Below are 16,230 nucleotides of genomic sequence, written 5' to 3' on the forward strand. Positions count from 1 at the left end.
TTTACTTGACCAGCCGCGACCACGCGACCCCTACCCGTTCCCTACGCGTTCCCGGCCTACTTGGCGAGGTGGCCCTTGAGGTCGTCGAGGACCTCGTCGGCCGCGGTCACGCCGAGGCCGAGGTACCAGGTCTCGTCGGGTACGTCCTCGGCCTGCCCCTTCTCGACCGCGCCGAGCTTCTTCCAGAGCGGGTTGTCCTCGGCGCTCGCGCGGTCGGTCTTCTTCGCGTCGCCGTAGACGCCGGTGAAGATCCAGTCGGCGTCCGCCTCGTCGATCTTCTCGGGGCTGATCTCCGCCGCGAGGTCGTTGATCTGCTGGTTCTTCGGCCGCGGGATGCCGACGTCCTGAAGGATCGTGCCGACGAAGGACGCCTTCGCGTAGAGGCGGATCATGCCCGGCAGATACCGGAGCATGGTGACGGTCGGCTTGTCGGGGCCCAGCTCGTCGCCGAGGGCCTTCGCCTTCTTCTCGTACGCCGCGATCTCGGCCTTCGCCTCGGCGGTCCTGTCCAGCGCGGCGGCGTTGAGGAGGTAGTTCTCCTTCCAGGTGAAGCCCGGGCGGATGGAGAACACGGTCGGCGCGATCTTGGAGAGCTGCGGGTAGAGCTTGGCCGCGCGCAGTTCGCTGCCGAGGATCAGATCGGGCTTGAGGGCCGCGATGGCCTCCAGGTTGAGGGCGTTGATCGTGCCCACGTTCTTGGGGGTGCCCGCGTCCTTCCTCAGGTACGAGGGAATGCCGGCCGAGCCCTCGGTGGGCGCCCAGCCGACGGGCTGCACGCCCAGGGAGACGACGTTGTCGAGCTCGCCGACGTCCAGGACGACGACCCGCTTCGGCTCGGCCGTCAGCTTTGTCTCGCCCATGGCGTGCTCGATCGTGCGGGGGAACTCCCCCGCCCCGGCCGTGGTCCCCATCTTCGCCGTCTCCACGGCGGCCTTCGCGAAGTCCTCGCCGCCCGTGGCGACGGACTTGCTGCCGCTGCCGTTGTCGGACTTCCCGGAGCCGGAACCGGAGTCCGCGTCGCCCGACGAACAGGCGGCGAGCGACAGCGCCGCGGCCAGGGTGAGGGCGACGGCGGCGGAGCCGCGGCGGCGTGGGGGCATCAGACACACTCCAGTGATCACTCAGCCGAGGCACAGGTCGTACTTAGGCAGCCCTCACCATAAGCACCTCCACTCCCGTCGAGCACACCCGCCCCCGTTCCCTCAGGTGAATCGGAAGGGGGCCACTCTTATGTGTGAAGGGGCTGCCCGCAGGTCCCACGTCTGTGCGTGCGAAAACTAGTTTCGTCGCCGGAGGTGACCGAACGATGGCGGCCTGTGCGATCGAGTCCGCGGCGTCCGAGAACGAAAGGGCCGTGCGGGCGGGGTGCGTGATCACCGTCGACGGGGCGTACGCGGCCCGGCTGGCCCGCAGCGGCGAGTCCTGGTTCCCGGAGCGCTGGACGCTGGACGGCCCTGAGCCCTACGCCGTACCCCTGCCGGGCAACCAGCCCGAGGAGCCCGGTACGGAGGTGCTGCCGATGACGGACGGGCGGGTGCTCATCCACCGGTTCACCGACGGGCGGCACGCGTTCTCCCTGCTGTACCCGACGGGTCCCGGCACGGGCGAGGTGCCGCTCGGCGCGGTGGAGTGCCCCGAGCCGGGCACCGGGCTGCGGCTGCTGCCACCGGCTCCGGGCGGCACACGGGCGTACGCGCTTGCCGTGGGCCGGGGTTCGACCGCGGTGTGGCTGGTGGCGGGCGGCGCCTTCGGGCCCGAGCACCTCGCGGAGATCCCGGGACGCTGCTCGGGCGGGGTGTGGCTGGGCGGCGGGGACCGGCTGCTCGCGCTCGACCGGGAGTCGCAGGGCAGGACCAAGACGGTGGTGGTCGACCTGGAACGCGGGGGCGAGATGTCGCCGCTGCTGCAGATCTCCGAGGAGAGCAACGACCGGCTGCTGCTCGCTGACGCGGACAGCGGGCTGCTCCTGATCCGCTCGGACGCGCCCTCGCCCGGGCAGGAGCGGCTCGGCTGGGGTGTGCTGGGGAGCACGCTGCCGGTCCGCTTCCCGGAGTGCCTCCAGCCGGCCGGCTGCACGGTCACGCCGTTCGCGATCCAGCCGGGTCTCGTGCTGACGCCGGAGAGCTGCGGGGTGGCGCTGCGGATCGACGGCGGCGGCGCCGGTGGCTCGGGCAGCTGGCTGGGACTCTGGCGCCCGACGGAACGCCACCTCCACCAGCTCCCCCCGCCGGAGGGCTGGCTCACCGGCTCCGGCCGCTGGACCAGGGACGGAGTCCTTCAACTGCCGTACGCGACGGGGGCGGTGCCGTGCGGGGTGGCACGGGTCGAGGCATCGACGGGGATGGGCGACGCGGCGGCGGGTACGGCTGAGGCCCCCCGGGAGCCGTCGGAGCCGAAACCGGGGGTGGCGGTGGGGGTGGCCCGCCCGGTACCGCTCCAACAAGCCCCCTTGACGGCCCAAGCCCTCGCCAACGCCTTCGCGGGCCGCAGGGCGGCGCAGGCGGCGGGGCGGGGACGAGGACCGGGCGGGGCCCCGTACCGGGCCCCGGATGGGGCTCCGGCCCCCCGGAGGCCAAATCCGGGAACGGCTCGGGGCGAGGGTCCGGATCGCGCTCCGGAGAAACCTCGGAACGCACCTGCGGGCGCCGCCCACGGCAGGGCACGGAACGGAACCGCGGGCAGGACTATCGGCTGGGGCCCGGCGGAAGGCCGGACTGCGGGTCCGGCCCCAGTCCGCGGCGAGACGCAGAGCGGAGCGCCTGGCGGCACGCCGGACGCAGCCCGCGCCGGGGCGCCGGATGAGGCCCAGGGCGGCCTCCCCGGCTGGGGGCCGGAGGCAGGCCAAGGCACGGCCCCGGGCCCAACCCGCCGCGAGACTGCGGGCGGAGCGCCCGGCAGCACGCCGGATGAGGCTCGGAGCGGAACCTCCGACTGGGGGCCGGAGGCAGGCCGCGGCAGGGCGCGGCGCGTAGCACGCGACGCGGCGCTTGAAGGCACTCCGGGCACGACTCCCGACCAGACACCGGCGAACGGCCAAGCTGCGGCTCCGGAACTGGTCCGTCGCGAAGCTCAAGGCGGAGCACTCGGCGGAACGCCGGAAGGCAGTCAAAGCAGGACGCCGAACACGCCCCAGAACAAGACCCCCGAGTGGGGGCCGGAAGCAGGCCATGGCAGGGCGCCGCACCTAGCTCGCAACGCGGCCCCGGGCACAGCCCACGACACGGCGCTCGACGGCACCCCGGGCACGACCTCCGACCAGGCACCGGCAAACGGCCAAGCTGCGGCGCCAGAACTAGCCCGCCCCGAGGCTCAGGGCGAAACACCCCCTAGCACGCCGGAAGAAAGTCGGAGCGGAACGCCGAACGCGGCCCAAGACAGGACCCTCGGCTGGGAGCTGGAGGAAGACCTCGGCAGGGCAGCACACCTAGCTCGCGACGCAGCACTCGACGCCACCCCGCGCACGACACCCGACCAGGCACCGGCAAGCGGCCAAGCTCCGGCTCCGGAACTGGTCCACCACGAGGCGCAGGGCGGAACACCCGCTGGCACGCCGGAAGGCAGTCGGAACAGGACGCCGAACACGCCACAGAGCAGGACCCTCGGCTGGGAGCCGGAGGAAAGTAGCGGCAGGGCGCCGCACCTAGCTCGCGACGCAGCGCTCGACGGCACCCCGCGCACGACACCCGACCGGGCACCGGCACACGGCCAAGCTCCGACTCCGGAGCTAGCCCGCCGCGAGGCCCAGGGCGGAACACTCGGCGGCACGCCGGACGCGGCCCAAGGCCAGATCCCCGACTGGGCACCGGAGGGCGGTCGAGGTGCGGCTCCGGGACCGGCTCGCGGCGCGGCAGCCCCTGTGGCTCCGGGCGGAGCTTCCCTCAGCGCTTCCGAAGGAGACCCGGGCAGCACGCCGGACGGCGCCCCCGGCCGGACTCTCGGCAGGGCTCCCGAGGTCGGTCAAGGCGTGGCCCGCGACAGGGCGCCGGCCGAGGCCCCGGGCCTGGCTTCTGGCGGAACGCCGGAGGGAAGTCAGGGCCGGGCGCCGGGCATCGCTGACGGCTGGGTGCCGGACCGAATCCCGGACAAGGCCCCCGACGGGGCTCGTGGTGCGGCCCCGGGCCTGGCTTCTGGCGGATCGCCGGAGGGAAGTCAGGGCCGGGCGTCGGGCATCGCTGATAGCTGGATGCCGGGCCGAATCCCGGACACGGCCCCCGAGGGAGGTCGCAGTGCGGCTCCGGGCCCAACCCCCAGCGGCACACCGGACGAGGTCCCCGGCGGGACGACCGGAGGAAGTCCGGGCAGGGTGACGGGTCTGGTCCGCGGCGGAACGCCGGACGAGAACCCCAGCGGAACGCCGGACGAGGTCCCCAGCAGGACAGCCGAAGGAAATCCGGGCAGGGTGATCGGGACCACGGACGAGGAGCCGGTCGCTGCGGCCCAAGGCAGTCCGGGCAGTGGCGGGACGCCGGGTGAAGGTCCGGGTGGGGCTTTCGGCTTGGCGGGGGCGGGAAGTCCGGGCGCGGTTTCGGGGGGCGTTCTCAGTGGGGCGCCGGACGGAGACCCGGGCGTGGGGACCGGTGACGGGCTCCGCCTCGGTGCCGGTTCTTCCGGGGCCGGTGACGGGCTCCGCCTCGGTGCCGGTTTTTCCGGGGACGGGGCCGGGGACGGGGCCGGGGACGGGCCCTTCCCGGTGGCCACACCCCCTGCACCCCGCACGCACCACACCCCTCCCCCGACACCCTCCGAGCCGATGCAGCCGCTACGCGTCGAGCGGGTCAGTTGTGAGGCGCCGGCTGACTTTCGGGGGCTTCGGGTGGGTGCCGGGGGCGGGTCGTCTCCGAGTTCTCTCAAAGTGACCACCGAGTAGCCCCCACCACCCCTCAGGCCGGTCACGACCGACCGTTAGAATCTCCGGCGCTGTACCGAAGGATCTTGCTGACGGGGTGAATTCCAGATGAGCGAAACGAACACCATGGAGACGACGGCCACCGACCTGCGGGGAACGTCGGCGCAGGCCGACGACGACGGTGGCCAGGGCCGGCACCGGGGGCCCGTCTCCGCACAGGAGGACGGGGCGATCCCCCGTGGCCGGCACCGCAGGCCGGCCGAGCAGTACGACACGGGGGTCTGACCAGACCTCGGGCCGCGACACGACACGGCCCCGTCCGACACTCGTCGGGCGGGGCCGTTCCGCATGGGGGCACGAAATCCTTGCCTACTCGTGCTTCAGGGCCAGCACCTCCGCCGCCGCGAACGTCTCCGTCCGCGGCCGGTCCGCGTAGTACGGCGTGAGCAGCGCGTCCAGTTCGTCGTAGGTGAAGGCGTCCTGCTTGGTGTCGAACTTCGCCGCCACCCGGGGCCGTTCGACGACGGCGACCATCCCGCCGTGCACGACGAGCAGCTGGCCGTTGACGTGTGCCGCGGCCGGCGAGGCCAAGTAGCCGACGAGCGGGGCGACATGCTCGGGCGCGAGCGGATCGAGTGCGTCGAGCGGGCCGAGCGAGCCGAGCGGACCGCGCCGCTCGCCGGCATCCTGCCCCTGCCCCGACCCCTCCCCCGGCTGCTCCCCCGGCTGCTGGAAGCCCGCGAAGACGTCCGCCGTCATACGGGTCCGGGCGCGTGGGCAGATGACGTTCGCCGTGACGCCGTACTTGGACAGCGCCAGCGCCGTCGAGGTCGTCAGCCCGACGATCCCACCCTTAGCCGCGGCGTAGTTGGGCTGTCCCGCGGAGCCCGCGAGGAACGCCTCCGAGGAGGTGTTCACGATCCGCCCGTACACCGGCGAGTCCGCCGCCTTGGACCGGGCCCGCCAGTGCGCGGACGCGAAGTGGGTGGTGTTGAAGTGGCCCTTCAGATGGACGCGGATCACCGAGTCCCACTCGTCCTCGGACATGGAGAAGACCATCCGGTCCCGCAGGATGCCCGCGTTGTTGACGAGGATGTCCAGCTGCCCGAACTCGGCGATCGCCAACTCCACCAGTTCCCGGGCCTGTTCGTGGTCGGCCACATCTCCGGTGTGCGCGACCGCCCGGCCGCCCGCCGCCCGGATCGACGCGGCGACCTCCTCGGCGGGCCCGGCCGACGCGTCACCGGAACCGTCCCGGCCGGGCTGTCCGTAGTCGTTGACGACGACAGCGGCCCCCAGCCGGGCCAGTTCCAGCGCCTCCGCCCGGCCGAGCCCGCGCCCGGCCCCCGTGACGACCGCGACCCGCCCCTCAAGCGGCGGACGTGGCGGGTGCGGCAGACGTGGCAGTGACATGGAAGTCCCTTCGGCTCGACCGGCCGTGACCGGAGGTTCGGGGCGGGGCGGGGCGGCGTCAGATCTCGATGCACGTACGCAGCGAAACTCCCGTACGCATCTGGTCGAGCGCCTCGTTGATGTCGCCGAGCGGTACCCGGTGCGTGATCAGGCCCTCCAGGTCGATGCGTCCGGCGCGCCACAGCGCGATGGTCCGCTCGTACGACCGCAGGACGTCCCCTCCGCCGTACATGGAGGGCAGGATCCGCTTCTCGTCGAAGAACAGCTCGAACATGTTGAGCTGGAGGAAGTCGTCCATGGCGCCCGCGCCGACGACGACCAGCGTGCCGCCGCGGCGGGTGTTCTCGTACGCCGTGCGGGCGGTGGCGGAGCGGCCGACGACCTCGAAGACGTAGTCGAAGCCCTCGCCCGCGGTGACCGACTGCTTGGCGTCGGGGAGTTCGTCGGGCGATACGGCCCTGGTGGCGCCGAACTTCAGGGCGGCCTCCCGGCGCGAGAGCACGGGGTCGACGGCGACGATCTCGGCGGCGCCCCGGAGCCGTGCGCCCTGGATCGCGGAGATGCCGACGCCTCCGCAGCCGATGACGGCGATCGACGAACCGGCTTCCACGTCGGCGGTGTTGAGCGCGGCGCCGAGCCCGGTGGTGACCCCGCAGCCGATGAGCGCGGCGATGTCGAAGGGCACGTCGTCCGGAATCGCTACGGCGCAGCCCGCGTCGACGACGACCTCCTCGGTGAAGGTCCCGGTGCCCGCGAAGCCGAACACGTCGCCGCCGGGGCGCTTGAAGTTGGGCGTGCCGGCGTTCATGAATCCGGCGAGACACAGTTCGGTCTGGCCGCGCTTGCAGGCGGGACACGCGCCGCACGCGGGCAGCCAGCAGACGACGACCCGGTCGCCGGCCTTGACGTTCGTGACGCCCTCGCCGACCTCCAGGACCTCGCCGGCCCCTTCGTGCCCGGGGATGAAGGGCGCGGGCTGCGGCAGCACCCCGGCCATCGCCGAGAGGTCCGAGTGGCACAGCCCGGTGGCCCGCACCCGGATGCGTACCCGGCCCGGTCCGAAGCCCGTCGACTCGACGTCGTCGAATATCTCCAGCTTGTCCTGGCCGATCTCGTGCAGTACGGCTGCGCGCATGGTGCGGCTCCCCTCGGAAACGTGCGGAACGTACGTACGACACGCGCCCCTCGTCCTCGGGACGCTCAGGTGTGTGCGACGACGGTGTCGGTGAGGACCGGCGCGTCGTCGCGTTCGGCCGCGCCCACCGTCACCCGGACCCGGCCGTCCTCCTCCCACATGCGGACGCGCAGGGTCTCGCCCGGGTACACCACCCCGGCGAAGCGCGTGGCGCAGGAGCGGACCCGGGTGACATCGCCGCCGAGCACGGTGTCCACGACCGCCTTCAGCGTCATCCCGTACGTGCACAGTCCGTGCAGGATCGGGCGGTCGAAGCCGGCGAGCTTGGCGAACTCGGGGTCGGCATGCAGCGGGTTCCAGTCGCCGGAGAGCCGGTACAGGAGGGCCTGGTCCGCGCGGATCGGGCGTTCGACGGTCCGGTCCGGCGCGCCCGTCGGCGGTTCGGGGCGTGTGGAGGGGCCCCGGTCGCCGCCGAAACCGCCTTCGCCGCGTACGAAGATCTGGGCGTCGTTGGTCCAGAGCGGCCCGTCAGCGTCGGCGACCTCGGTGCGTACGACGAGGATGGCGGCCTTGCCCTTGTCGTACACGGCGGCGATCCGGGCGGTGGCGACCGCGTCGCCCGTGACCGGGATCGGCCGGTGCAGTGTGACGGCCTGGCCGCCGTGCAGGACGTGCGCGAGGTTGACGTCGACGCCCGGCATGGAGAGACCGCTGATCACGCCCGGGGAACCCGCGCCCGCGACGGTCGCGAAGCTCGGCAGGACGTGCAGCCGGGACTCCAGGGTGTAGCGCAGCTCGTCGGGGTCGGTCGCGGGGGTGTCCCTGTCGGGGTTCGCGCCGGCGCCGAGGCCGAGGTGGTAGAGCTGGACGTCCTTGTGACCCCAGGCGATCCCGGCGGACCGGGGCTCGGCCGCGAGGGCCTGGGCAACGTCGATGGGCATGGGGCTCCTGACTGCCGCGCGGAGAACACGGACGGGCACGGGAGAACACGGGAAGACCTCGGTGCGGCCGTCCGCACCGTCGGTCGCACCGAGGTCGACTCTGGGCCGGGGGCCTGGAACCCGCCCGTTCTAGAACGCGTTCCAGTACCGGCGATCCCCTGTATAGCCGAGCCCCGGGCACATGTGAAGACTCCTGACGCCATGTCAGATAGCGGCGGGGCCGCATACACTCCCGGGCCCCGGCAAGGTCCCGACAGTGCCCCCGCAGCGCCCCGGCAGTGACATTTGTCCTGCCCGAGTCCGTACATGCGCATCTGCCGTGCCCCGCCCACGCCTCCGTAGCGTCGTACCCATGAAGAAAACGGGGACGGGGACGGGGACGGAAACGATGGCGGGGACGAACGCGGCTGCTGTGCGGATGGCGGGGGCGGTCAAGGCCTTCGGTGCGGTACGGGCCGTCGACGGGGTCGACCTGGAGATCGCCCGCGGCGAGACGGTCGCGCTGCTCGGCCGCAACGGCGCGGGCAAGTCCACCGCGATCTCCCTCCTGCTGGGCCTGGACGAGCCCGACGAGGGCACGGTCCGCCTCTTCGGCGCCGCTCCGGAGCACGCCGTACGCGCCGGCCGGGTCGGTGCCATGCTGCAGGACGGGCGGCCCGTGCCGCGGGTGACGGTGGGTGAGCTGGTCGGGTTCGTGGCCCGTACCTATCCCGCGCCGATGCCCGTCGCGGAGGCGCTGGCGCTGGCGGGCATCGCCGAACTGGCCGGGCGGCGCGTCGATCGGCTCTCCGGGGGCCAGACGCAGCGGGTGCGGTTCGCGGTCGCCCTCGTCGGGAACCCCGCGCTGATCGTGCTCGACGAACCGACCGCCGCACTGGACGTGGAGGCCCGGTACGCCTTCTGGGACTCGATGCGGTCGTACGCGCGCCACGGCCACACGGTCCTCTTCTCCACGCACTACCTGGAGGAGGCGGACGCCAACGCCGACCGGATCGTGGTCGTCGACCACGGGCGGATCGTCGCCGACGGCACCGGCGAGCAGCTCAGGCGGGCCGCGGGCGGCAGCCTCGTCGCCTTCGACCTCGCGGGCGCCGGTACGGAAGGCCTGTCGCTGCTGCCCGGCGTGGTCTCGCTGGAGATCCGCGGGGACCGGGCCCGGCTGCGGACCGACGACCCGGACGCGACGGTGATCGCGCTGGCCGAACGAGGTGCGATACGGGGCCTGGAGGTCGCTCCGGCCTCACTGGACGACGCGTTCCTGGCCCTGACCTCCGCCACGACCTCCGCCTCGGCCTCGGCCTCCGCCACGGTGGCCCGGCCCGCTTCCCTGGAGACGGTGTGATGATGCTCGACTATCTGCGGCTCGAAGTGCGCCGGACGCTGCGCGACGTCGGTTTCATGATCGGCGGGGTCGTGATGCCGGTGGTGATGTACCTGCTGTTCACGAACCTCGGTGGCGGCGCCGACGGCGACTGGAAGACCGCTTCCATGATCGGTATGGCCGCGTACGGGGCGATGGGCTCGGCCCTGAACACCGGTGGCGGCGTCGCCGAGGACCGCACGATCGGCTGGCTGCGGCAGCTGCGGATCACTCCGATGAGCCCGCGCCAGGTGGTCGCCGGGCGGGCGCTGACGGGCGCGGTGACGGTCCTGCCCGCGATCGTGGCGGTCCTCGCGGCGGGCGGCCTGGTCAACGGCGTACGGCTGGACGCCTGGAAGTGGGCGGTGATCGCACTGACGCTGTGGCTCGGCTCGGTCCCCTTCACCCTGCTCGGACTCGGCAACGGCTACCGGCTGACCGCGCAGGCCACCGGCGTGGTCAACATGGTGTGCAACCTGACGCTCGCGGTGGTCGGCGGACTGTGGTTCCCCCTGGCCCTCTTCCCCGGTTGGCTGCGGTCGCTGTCGTCCTACACACCCACGAACCGCTTCGCGCAGCTCGGTACGGCCGTCGCCGACGGACGGGCACCCGCGCTCGCGGCCGTGCTGGTACTGACCGGCTGGCTGCTGCTCTTCGGCTCGTACGCTGTGGTCTCGTACCGCAGGACCGCACGGACCGTCTGAATGGAAACGGGAACGGAACCGGAAACGGAACCGGGCATAGGTTCAGGCACGGGCACGGGCACAGGCACAGGTACGGGAACAGGAGCTGGGGAGATGTCCTGGTTGCGGAGCGTCAGGTGCCGGACGGCCGCCCGGCGGCAGGAGCGGGCCGGGCAGAGGACCGGGAGGCTCCCCGAGCATCTGGGCCCGCCGCCCAGCGGATTCGCGCTGCTGCCCTGGCTCCTCATGGGAATGGGCGCGTTCTCCAACCTCTTCCAGGGCAGGACCCCGAACCCGTGGATCGGCGGCATCGGACTCCTCGTCTTCAACTCCCTCTACATCCACGTGGTGTTCCGCGCCTTCACCAAGGAGGCCCGCGAGGCCCGTTCCACCCGGGGCGCGCTGATCGCACTGGGCGTGGTGACCTGCCTCCTCGGCGGGCTGTACGGGGGCAGCTGGCTCCTCTTCTTCCCCCTGCTCGGGCTCGCCGCGGGCGCGATCGTCCGGGGACCGTGGCTCGGCAGGACCGGTATCGGACTGAGCGTGCTCGCCGGTGTCGTGGCGGGGCTGCGGGACGGCTGGGGCGCGGTGAACGTCGCGTACGGCACGTTCCTGTCCACCATGGTGACCGCCGCGATCCTGTCCCTGTCCGACGCCGTACGTGAACTGCGGGCCGCGCGGGAGGAGTTGGCGCACCAGGCCGTCGAGAAGGAGCGTCTGCGCTTCTCCCGCGACCTGCACGACCTGCTCGGCCACACACTCTCCGTCATCGTCGTGAAGTCGGAGGCGGCCCGGCGCCTCGCCCACCGGGACCTGGACGCGGCACTCGTCCAGGTCTCCGACATCGAGTCGGTCGGCCGGCAGGCGCTCACCGAGATCCGTGAGGCGGTCACGGGCTATCGCGAGGGCAGCCTGGCCACGGATCTGGACCGGGCGCGGTCGGCACTGCTGGCCGCGGGCATCGAACCGGTCGTACGGCAGTCGGGGCCGCCGTTGTCCGCGCAGGCGGAGGCGTTGCTGGGATGGGTCGTGCGGGAGGCCGTCACCAACGCCGTGCGGCACAGTGGCGCCCGCCGGTGTTCGATCACGGTGGACGGGGGGTCGGAGCAGGTTCGGGTGCGGGTGTCGGACGACGGCGGGGGTGTGTCCGCGCCCACCGGGGCCTCACCGGCCGTTCTGCCGGGTATCGGCGGGACCGGATTGAAGGGGCTGACCGAGCGGCTTGCGGCGGCGGGGGGTCTGCTGGAGGCGGGGCCCGGGGTTCGGGGCGGGTTCGTGGTGATGGCGGAGCTTCCGGTGGAGGTGGCTGCCGCCTGAGGGGGTCGGGGGTTGGTTTTCGAGTGGCGAGTGCGTCGTGGCCGACCGCGCAATCTCCCCCCGCCCCTTGCGGGGCCGCGCCCCCTGAACTCTGGAGCCGGGGCGGCCTAATGTTGGGGGGTGAACGAGATGCCCCGGGATCATCGGCCCGCCAAGTCCATTCGTGTGTTGCTCGCCGAGGATCAGGGGATGATGCGGGGCGCGTTGGCGCTGCTCCTCGGGCTGGAGCCCGACATCGAGGTGGTGGCGCAGGTCGGGACGGGGGACGCCATCGTGGGGGCGGCCCTGGAGTCCCGGCCCGATGTCGCACTGCTCGACATCGAACTGCCCGGCATCAGCGGGCTCGACGCCGCCGCGCTGCTGCGGGACGAGACGCCCGACTGCCGGGTGCTGATCCTCACGACCTTCGGGCGGCCCGGCTATCTGCGGCGGGCGATGGAGGCGGGTGCCGCGGGGTTCCTCGTCAAGGACGGGCCCGTGGAGGAGTTGGCGCAGGCGATTCGCCGGGTGCTGACCGGGGAGACCGTCATCGATCCGGCGCTCGCGGCGGCCGCGCTGGGGGCGGGGCCGAATCCGCTCACGGCGCGTGAGTGCGATGTGCTGAAGGCGTCCGTGGACGGTGCGACGGTCTCCGACATCGCGTCGAAGCTGCATCTGTCGGAGTCGACCGTGCGCAACTATCTCAGCTCCGCGATCGGCAAGACGGCGACGCGCAACCGCATGGAGGCGATGCGGGAGGCTCGCCACCAGGGGTGGCTGTAGTCCTTTTGGCACGGGTGCCGCGGGGGCGGGGGGCCGGGGGGCGGGTTTTCGGGTGCAGGTGAGTGGGGGCCGGCCGCGCAGTTCCCCGCGCCCCTGAAAGCGGGGCTGCGCCCCTGCCTTCACCCTCGGGGGCACGGGACCGGCACGGCTTTCGGCTTTCGGCTTTTAGGGGCGCGGGGAACGGCGCGATCTTTTGGCCGTCAGGCCTTCAGGGGCGCGGGGAACTGCGCGGCCAGCCCCCACGGACCCGCACCCGAAAACGTCCCCTCCGTCAGCGCCTCCGGCGAAAGGCTCCCGTGCCTACCGGTCCGGTGGCCGGTCAGGCGCGTCTGAGCAGTGTCACCACCGCCGCACCCCCGAGCCCGATGTTGTGCGCGAGCCCCACGCGGGCGTCCCCCACCTGCCGGGCCCCCGCCTCGCCCCGCAGCTGCCAGGTCAGCTCGGCGATCTGGGCGATGCCGGTGGCCCCGAGAGGATGCCCCTTGGAGATGAGCCCGCCCGAGGGGTTCACGACCCACCGCCCGCCGTACGTCGTGGCGCCCGACTCGACGAGCTTGCCGGACTCCCCGGGCGCGCACATGCCGAGCGCCTCGTAGGTCAGCAGTTCGTTGATCGAGAAGCAGTCGTGCAGTTCCACGACGTCCACGTCGTCGATGCCGAGCCCGGCACTCTCGTACACCTGCCGGGCGGCGGCCCGTGACATCGGCCGGCCGACGACGTCGATGCACGACCCGGACGCGAACGACTCCTCCGTGTCCGTCGTCATCGCCTGCGCGACGATCTCCACGGCCCGCTCCCCCAGCCCGCGCCGTTCGACGAATCGTTCCGACACGACGACGGCCGCCGCCGCCCCGTCCGAGGTGGGCGAGCACTGGAGCTTGGTCAGCGGGGAGTGGACGGTACGCGCGGCGAGGATCTCGTCGACCGTGTACGCGTCCTGGAACTGCGCGTACGGATTGTTCGCCGAGTGCCGGTGGTTCTTGGCGCCCACGGCCGCGAGCTGCGCCTCCGTCGTGCCGTACTTCTCCATGTGTTCGCGCGCCGCGTTCCCGAAGATCTGGGCGGTGGGCGGCGTCATCTCGAAGCCGTGCCGGGCCGCCATGACGGCGTAGTGGCGGGCGACGGGTGAGGTCGCGAAGTCGCCCCCGTCGGCGCCGCCGCCCAGCGCGCCGCGCGCCATCTTCTCGAAGCCCAGCGCCAGTACGCAGTCGCTCGCGCCGCCCTCGACGAACTGCCGCGCGAGCATCAGCGCGGTGGCGCCGGTCGCGCAGTTGTTGTTCACGTTGTAGACGGGCACGCCGGTCAGGCCGAGTTCGTACGCGGCCCGCTGTCCGGCCGTGGAGGCCTGGAAGCAGTGGCCGACGGGGACCTGCTCGACCGCGTCGTACGGGATGCCGGCGTCGGTGAGGGCGCCGGTGCCCGCCTCCCGCGCCATGTCCCAGTACTGCCAGTCCCGTGTCTCGGGCTTCTCGAACCTGGTCATGCCCACACCGACGACGTACGCCTTCGTCCTCATGGCTCTCCCCATGGTCCGGGACCGGTTCCGACGCCGCGGAAGACTAGAACACGTTCCAGTCGGATGGAAGCTTCTCGCGGGGAGGTGTTCGAAGGCCGGATGTAATGAGAAGGTCAAGAATTCGTTAGCGGCTCGAAGCAACGGAATAGTTGCCTAGGCGCACGGGGTTCACCCTGCACCTACCTGTAGCAGTACCCATCTGCCTGTCCCATGCCTCTGGAGGCCGCACGTATGACCCGGACCACGACGGATCCGCACACCCGAAGGCCGAGCGGCAGCGGAATCGTCCCGGTACTGGCCTTCGCGGGCATCGTCGTCGCGGTGATGCAGACCCTGCTCGTGCCGGTCATCAAGGACCTGCCGGAGCTGCTGGGCACCTCCCCCGGCAACGCCACCTGGGTCATGACCTCCACCCTCCTCGCGGGCGCCGTGTCCACGCCGATCATGGGCCGCCTCGGTGACCTCTACGGCAAGCGGCGCATGCTGATAGCCAGCCTCGCCGTCATGGTCGTGGGCTCCCTCGTCGCCGGATTCACCAGCGAACTGCTCGTGATGATCGTCGGCCGGGCCCTGCAGGGCTTCGCGATGGGCGCCATCCCGCTCGGCATCGGCCTGATGCGCGACGGACTGCCGCGCGAGAAGCTCGGCTCGGCGATGGCCCTCATGAGCTCCTCGATCGGCGTCGGCGGCGGACTCGCGCTGCCGGTCGCGGCACTGGTCGCACAGCACGCCGACTGGCACGCGCTGTTCTTCGGCTCGGCGGGCCTCGGCGTCGTCTCGATCGCGCTCACCCTGATCTTCGTACCCGAGTCGCCGATGCGTGCCGTGGGCACCTTCGACGTGCTCGGCGCGCTCGGCCTGTCCGCCGGTCTCGTCCTCTTCCTCCTGCCGATCACCAAGGGCAGCGACTGGGGCTGGACGTCCGGCACGACCCTCGGCCTGTTCGGCGCGGCGGTGGCCGTCCTGCTCCTGTGGGGCGTGATGGAGCTGCGCATCAAGGCCCCGCTGGTGGACCTGCGCACCACGGCCCGCCCTGCCGTCCTCTTCACCAACCTCGCCTCGATCATGGTCGGTGTCGCCTTCTACGCCGTCTCCCTCGTCCTGCCCCAGCTGCTCCAGCTGCCCGCGTCGACCGGTTACGGCCTCGGCCAGTCCATGGTCGTGGCGGGTCTGTGCGTGGCGCCGCTCGGCCTGACGATGATGTTCACGGCGCCGGTGTACGCCCGTATCTCCGCCAAGTACGGACCCAAGGTCACCCTGATGACCGGCATGCTGATCATCGCGGTCGGGTACGGGGCCGGGCTCGGCCTGATGAGTGCCGCCTGGCAGACCATCATCATCGCGGTGGTGCTGGGCGCGGGCATCGGTCTCGCGTACTCCTCGCTGCCCGCGCTGATCATCGGCGCCGTTCCGGCGTCCGAGACCGGGGCGGCCAACGGGCTCAACACGTTGATGCGCTCCATCGGTACGTCCGTGTCGAGCGCCGTGATCGGCATGGTCCTCGCGAACACCGCGAACCAGGTGGGTGGCGTCGCCGTTCCCACGATGCACGGGTTCCGGGTGTCGTTCATGATCGCTACGGGTGCGGTGCTGCTCGGGCTGGTGTTCGCGGCGTTCCTGCCGGGGCGCCGGGCGGCGGCGAACGCGGCGAAGCCGCACCTGGTCGCTTCCAGCGACCCTCTGTCCGAGCCTGCGCCCGCAGGCCCGGCGCCGACCGGTTTCCGCGGCCGGGTCCTCACCTCCGACGGTGAGCCGGTCGCTCGGGCCAAGGTGACGCTGATCGACCGACGGGGGCGGCAGGCGGGGGCGACACTGTCCGCGGCCGACGGCGGGTACGCGCTCGCCGTACCGACGGCAGGCGCGTACGTCCTGGCCGTCACGGCGGGCGGCCACGGCCCGCTCGCCTCCGGCGCGAGCCACCCCGGCGACAACCGATCCATCGAAATGGACCTCGCGCTCCCGGGCGCGGCGGTACTGGCGTAGCGCGCGGCTCCGGGCGCCCCGTCAGGGGGCGCGGGGAACTGCGCGGCCAGCCACGACGCACCCGCAGACGACCGTGCACGCCCGCCCCCCAAGGGGCGCGGGGAACTGCGCGCCCAGCCACGACGCGCGTGCACCCAGAATCCGCCCTCCCGGCAGGGCAGCCCGAAGGGCGCCTGCCCCTAAGGGCTCGTAAAGAATCAACACGGTGGTTTTGTCTCTGTCGTGAGAGCGATGCCGTGCGCGGTTGCGTAGACGTGGAGGCCGGTGAGGGTGG

General features: G+C 72.3%; 11 protein-coding genes and 1 pseudogene. 7 read left to right on the forward strand and 5 right to left on the reverse strand.

All coding sequences use genetic code 11. The features are described 5' to 3' along the window. Positions 1 to 56: 56 nt before the first annotated feature. Positions 57 to 1,100, reverse strand: coding sequence for an ABC transporter substrate-binding protein (locus tag ACZ60E_RS33635; protein ID WP_469445389.1), 1,044 nt, complete (start codon positions 1,098 to 1,100; stop codon positions 57 to 59). A gap of 206 nt (positions 1,101 to 1,306) precedes the next feature. On the opposite strand from ACZ60E_RS33635, the pseudogene ACZ60E_RS33640 reads away from it, so the two are divergent. Both ACZ60E_RS33640 and ACZ60E_RS33645 read left to right on the forward strand, forming a co-directional pair. Next, positions 1,307 to 2,452: pseudogene (locus tag ACZ60E_RS33640) on the forward strand (hypothetical protein); the annotation flags it as partial. Positions 2,453 to 4,954: 2,502 nt separating this feature from the next. Further along, a complete protein-coding gene (locus ACZ60E_RS33645; protein WP_384812552.1) occupies positions 4,955 to 5,131 on the forward strand; it encodes a hypothetical protein in 177 nt (58 codons plus the stop codon). 84 nt (positions 5,132 to 5,215) lie between these two features. On the opposite strand, the gene ACZ60E_RS33650 is transcribed toward ACZ60E_RS33645, so the two are convergent. The 3 genes from ACZ60E_RS33650 to ACZ60E_RS33660 all read right to left on the reverse strand — a co-directional run bounded on the left by ACZ60E_RS33650 (position 5,216) and on the right by ACZ60E_RS33660 (position 8,335). After that, the gene (locus ACZ60E_RS33650) at positions 5,216 to 6,259 is read right to left on the reverse strand and encodes a 3-oxoacyl-ACP reductase (protein ID WP_469445390.1); all 1,044 of its coding nucleotides are present in this window, start codon (positions 6,257 to 6,259) and stop codon (positions 5,216 to 5,218) included. 58 nt (positions 6,260 to 6,317) lie between these two features. Next, complete coding sequence (locus tag ACZ60E_RS33655; RefSeq protein ID WP_469445392.1) at positions 6,318 to 7,394, reverse strand: Zn-dependent alcohol dehydrogenase; 1,077 nt, start codon at positions 7,392 to 7,394, stop codon at positions 6,318 to 6,320. A gap of 65 nt (positions 7,395 to 7,459) precedes the next feature. Continuing rightward, positions 7,460 to 8,335, reverse strand: a complete 876-nt coding sequence (locus tag ACZ60E_RS33660; protein WP_469445394.1) for a MaoC/PaaZ C-terminal domain-containing protein — start codon at positions 8,333 to 8,335, stop codon at positions 7,460 to 7,462. A gap of 388 nt (positions 8,336 to 8,723) precedes the next feature. Here ACZ60E_RS33660 and ACZ60E_RS33665 point away from each other — a divergent pair, with 388 nt between their 5' ends. The 4 genes from ACZ60E_RS33665 (at position 8,724) to ACZ60E_RS33680 (ending at position 12,457) form a co-directional block, all read left to right on the forward strand. Continuing rightward, positions 8,724 to 9,677 (forward strand): ABC transporter ATP-binding protein, encoded by a 954-nt coding sequence (locus ACZ60E_RS33665; RefSeq protein ID WP_469445406.1) that lies wholly within the window; start codon positions 8,724 to 8,726, stop codon positions 9,675 to 9,677. Positions 9,678 to 9,679: 2 nt separating this feature from the next. Further along, on the forward strand, positions 9,680 to 10,399 hold the full coding sequence (locus tag ACZ60E_RS33670) for an ABC transporter permease (RefSeq protein ID WP_384812627.1): 720 nt from the start codon (positions 9,680 to 9,682) through the stop codon (positions 10,397 to 10,399). A gap of 93 nt (positions 10,400 to 10,492) precedes the next feature. Continuing rightward, entirely contained in the window at positions 10,493 to 11,695 is a 1,203-nt protein-coding gene (locus ACZ60E_RS33675) for a sensor histidine kinase (RefSeq protein WP_453794429.1), read from the forward strand. Positions 11,696 to 11,824: 129 nt separating this feature from the next. Beyond that, positions 11,825 to 12,457 (forward strand): response regulator, encoded by a 633-nt coding sequence (locus ACZ60E_RS33680; protein ID WP_384812625.1) that lies wholly within the window; start codon positions 11,825 to 11,827, stop codon positions 12,455 to 12,457. A 319-nt stretch (positions 12,458 to 12,776) separates the two neighbouring features. Here ACZ60E_RS33680 and ACZ60E_RS33685 read toward each other — a convergent pair whose 3' ends face one another. Next, on the reverse strand, positions 12,777 to 13,973 hold the full coding sequence (locus tag ACZ60E_RS33685; protein WP_469445396.1) for a lipid-transfer protein: 1,197 nt from the start codon (positions 13,971 to 13,973) through the stop codon (positions 12,777 to 12,779). 231 nt (positions 13,974 to 14,204) lie between these two features. On the opposite strand from ACZ60E_RS33685, the gene ACZ60E_RS33690 reads away from it, so the two are divergent. Continuing rightward, the gene (locus tag ACZ60E_RS33690; RefSeq protein WP_469445398.1) at positions 14,205 to 15,956 is read left to right on the forward strand and encodes an MFS transporter; all 1,752 of its coding nucleotides are present in this window, start codon (positions 14,205 to 14,207) and stop codon (positions 15,954 to 15,956) included. Positions 15,957 to 16,230 lie beyond the last annotated feature (274 nt).

It is taken from the genome of Streptomyces sp. NPDC102514 (assembly GCF_055584525.1).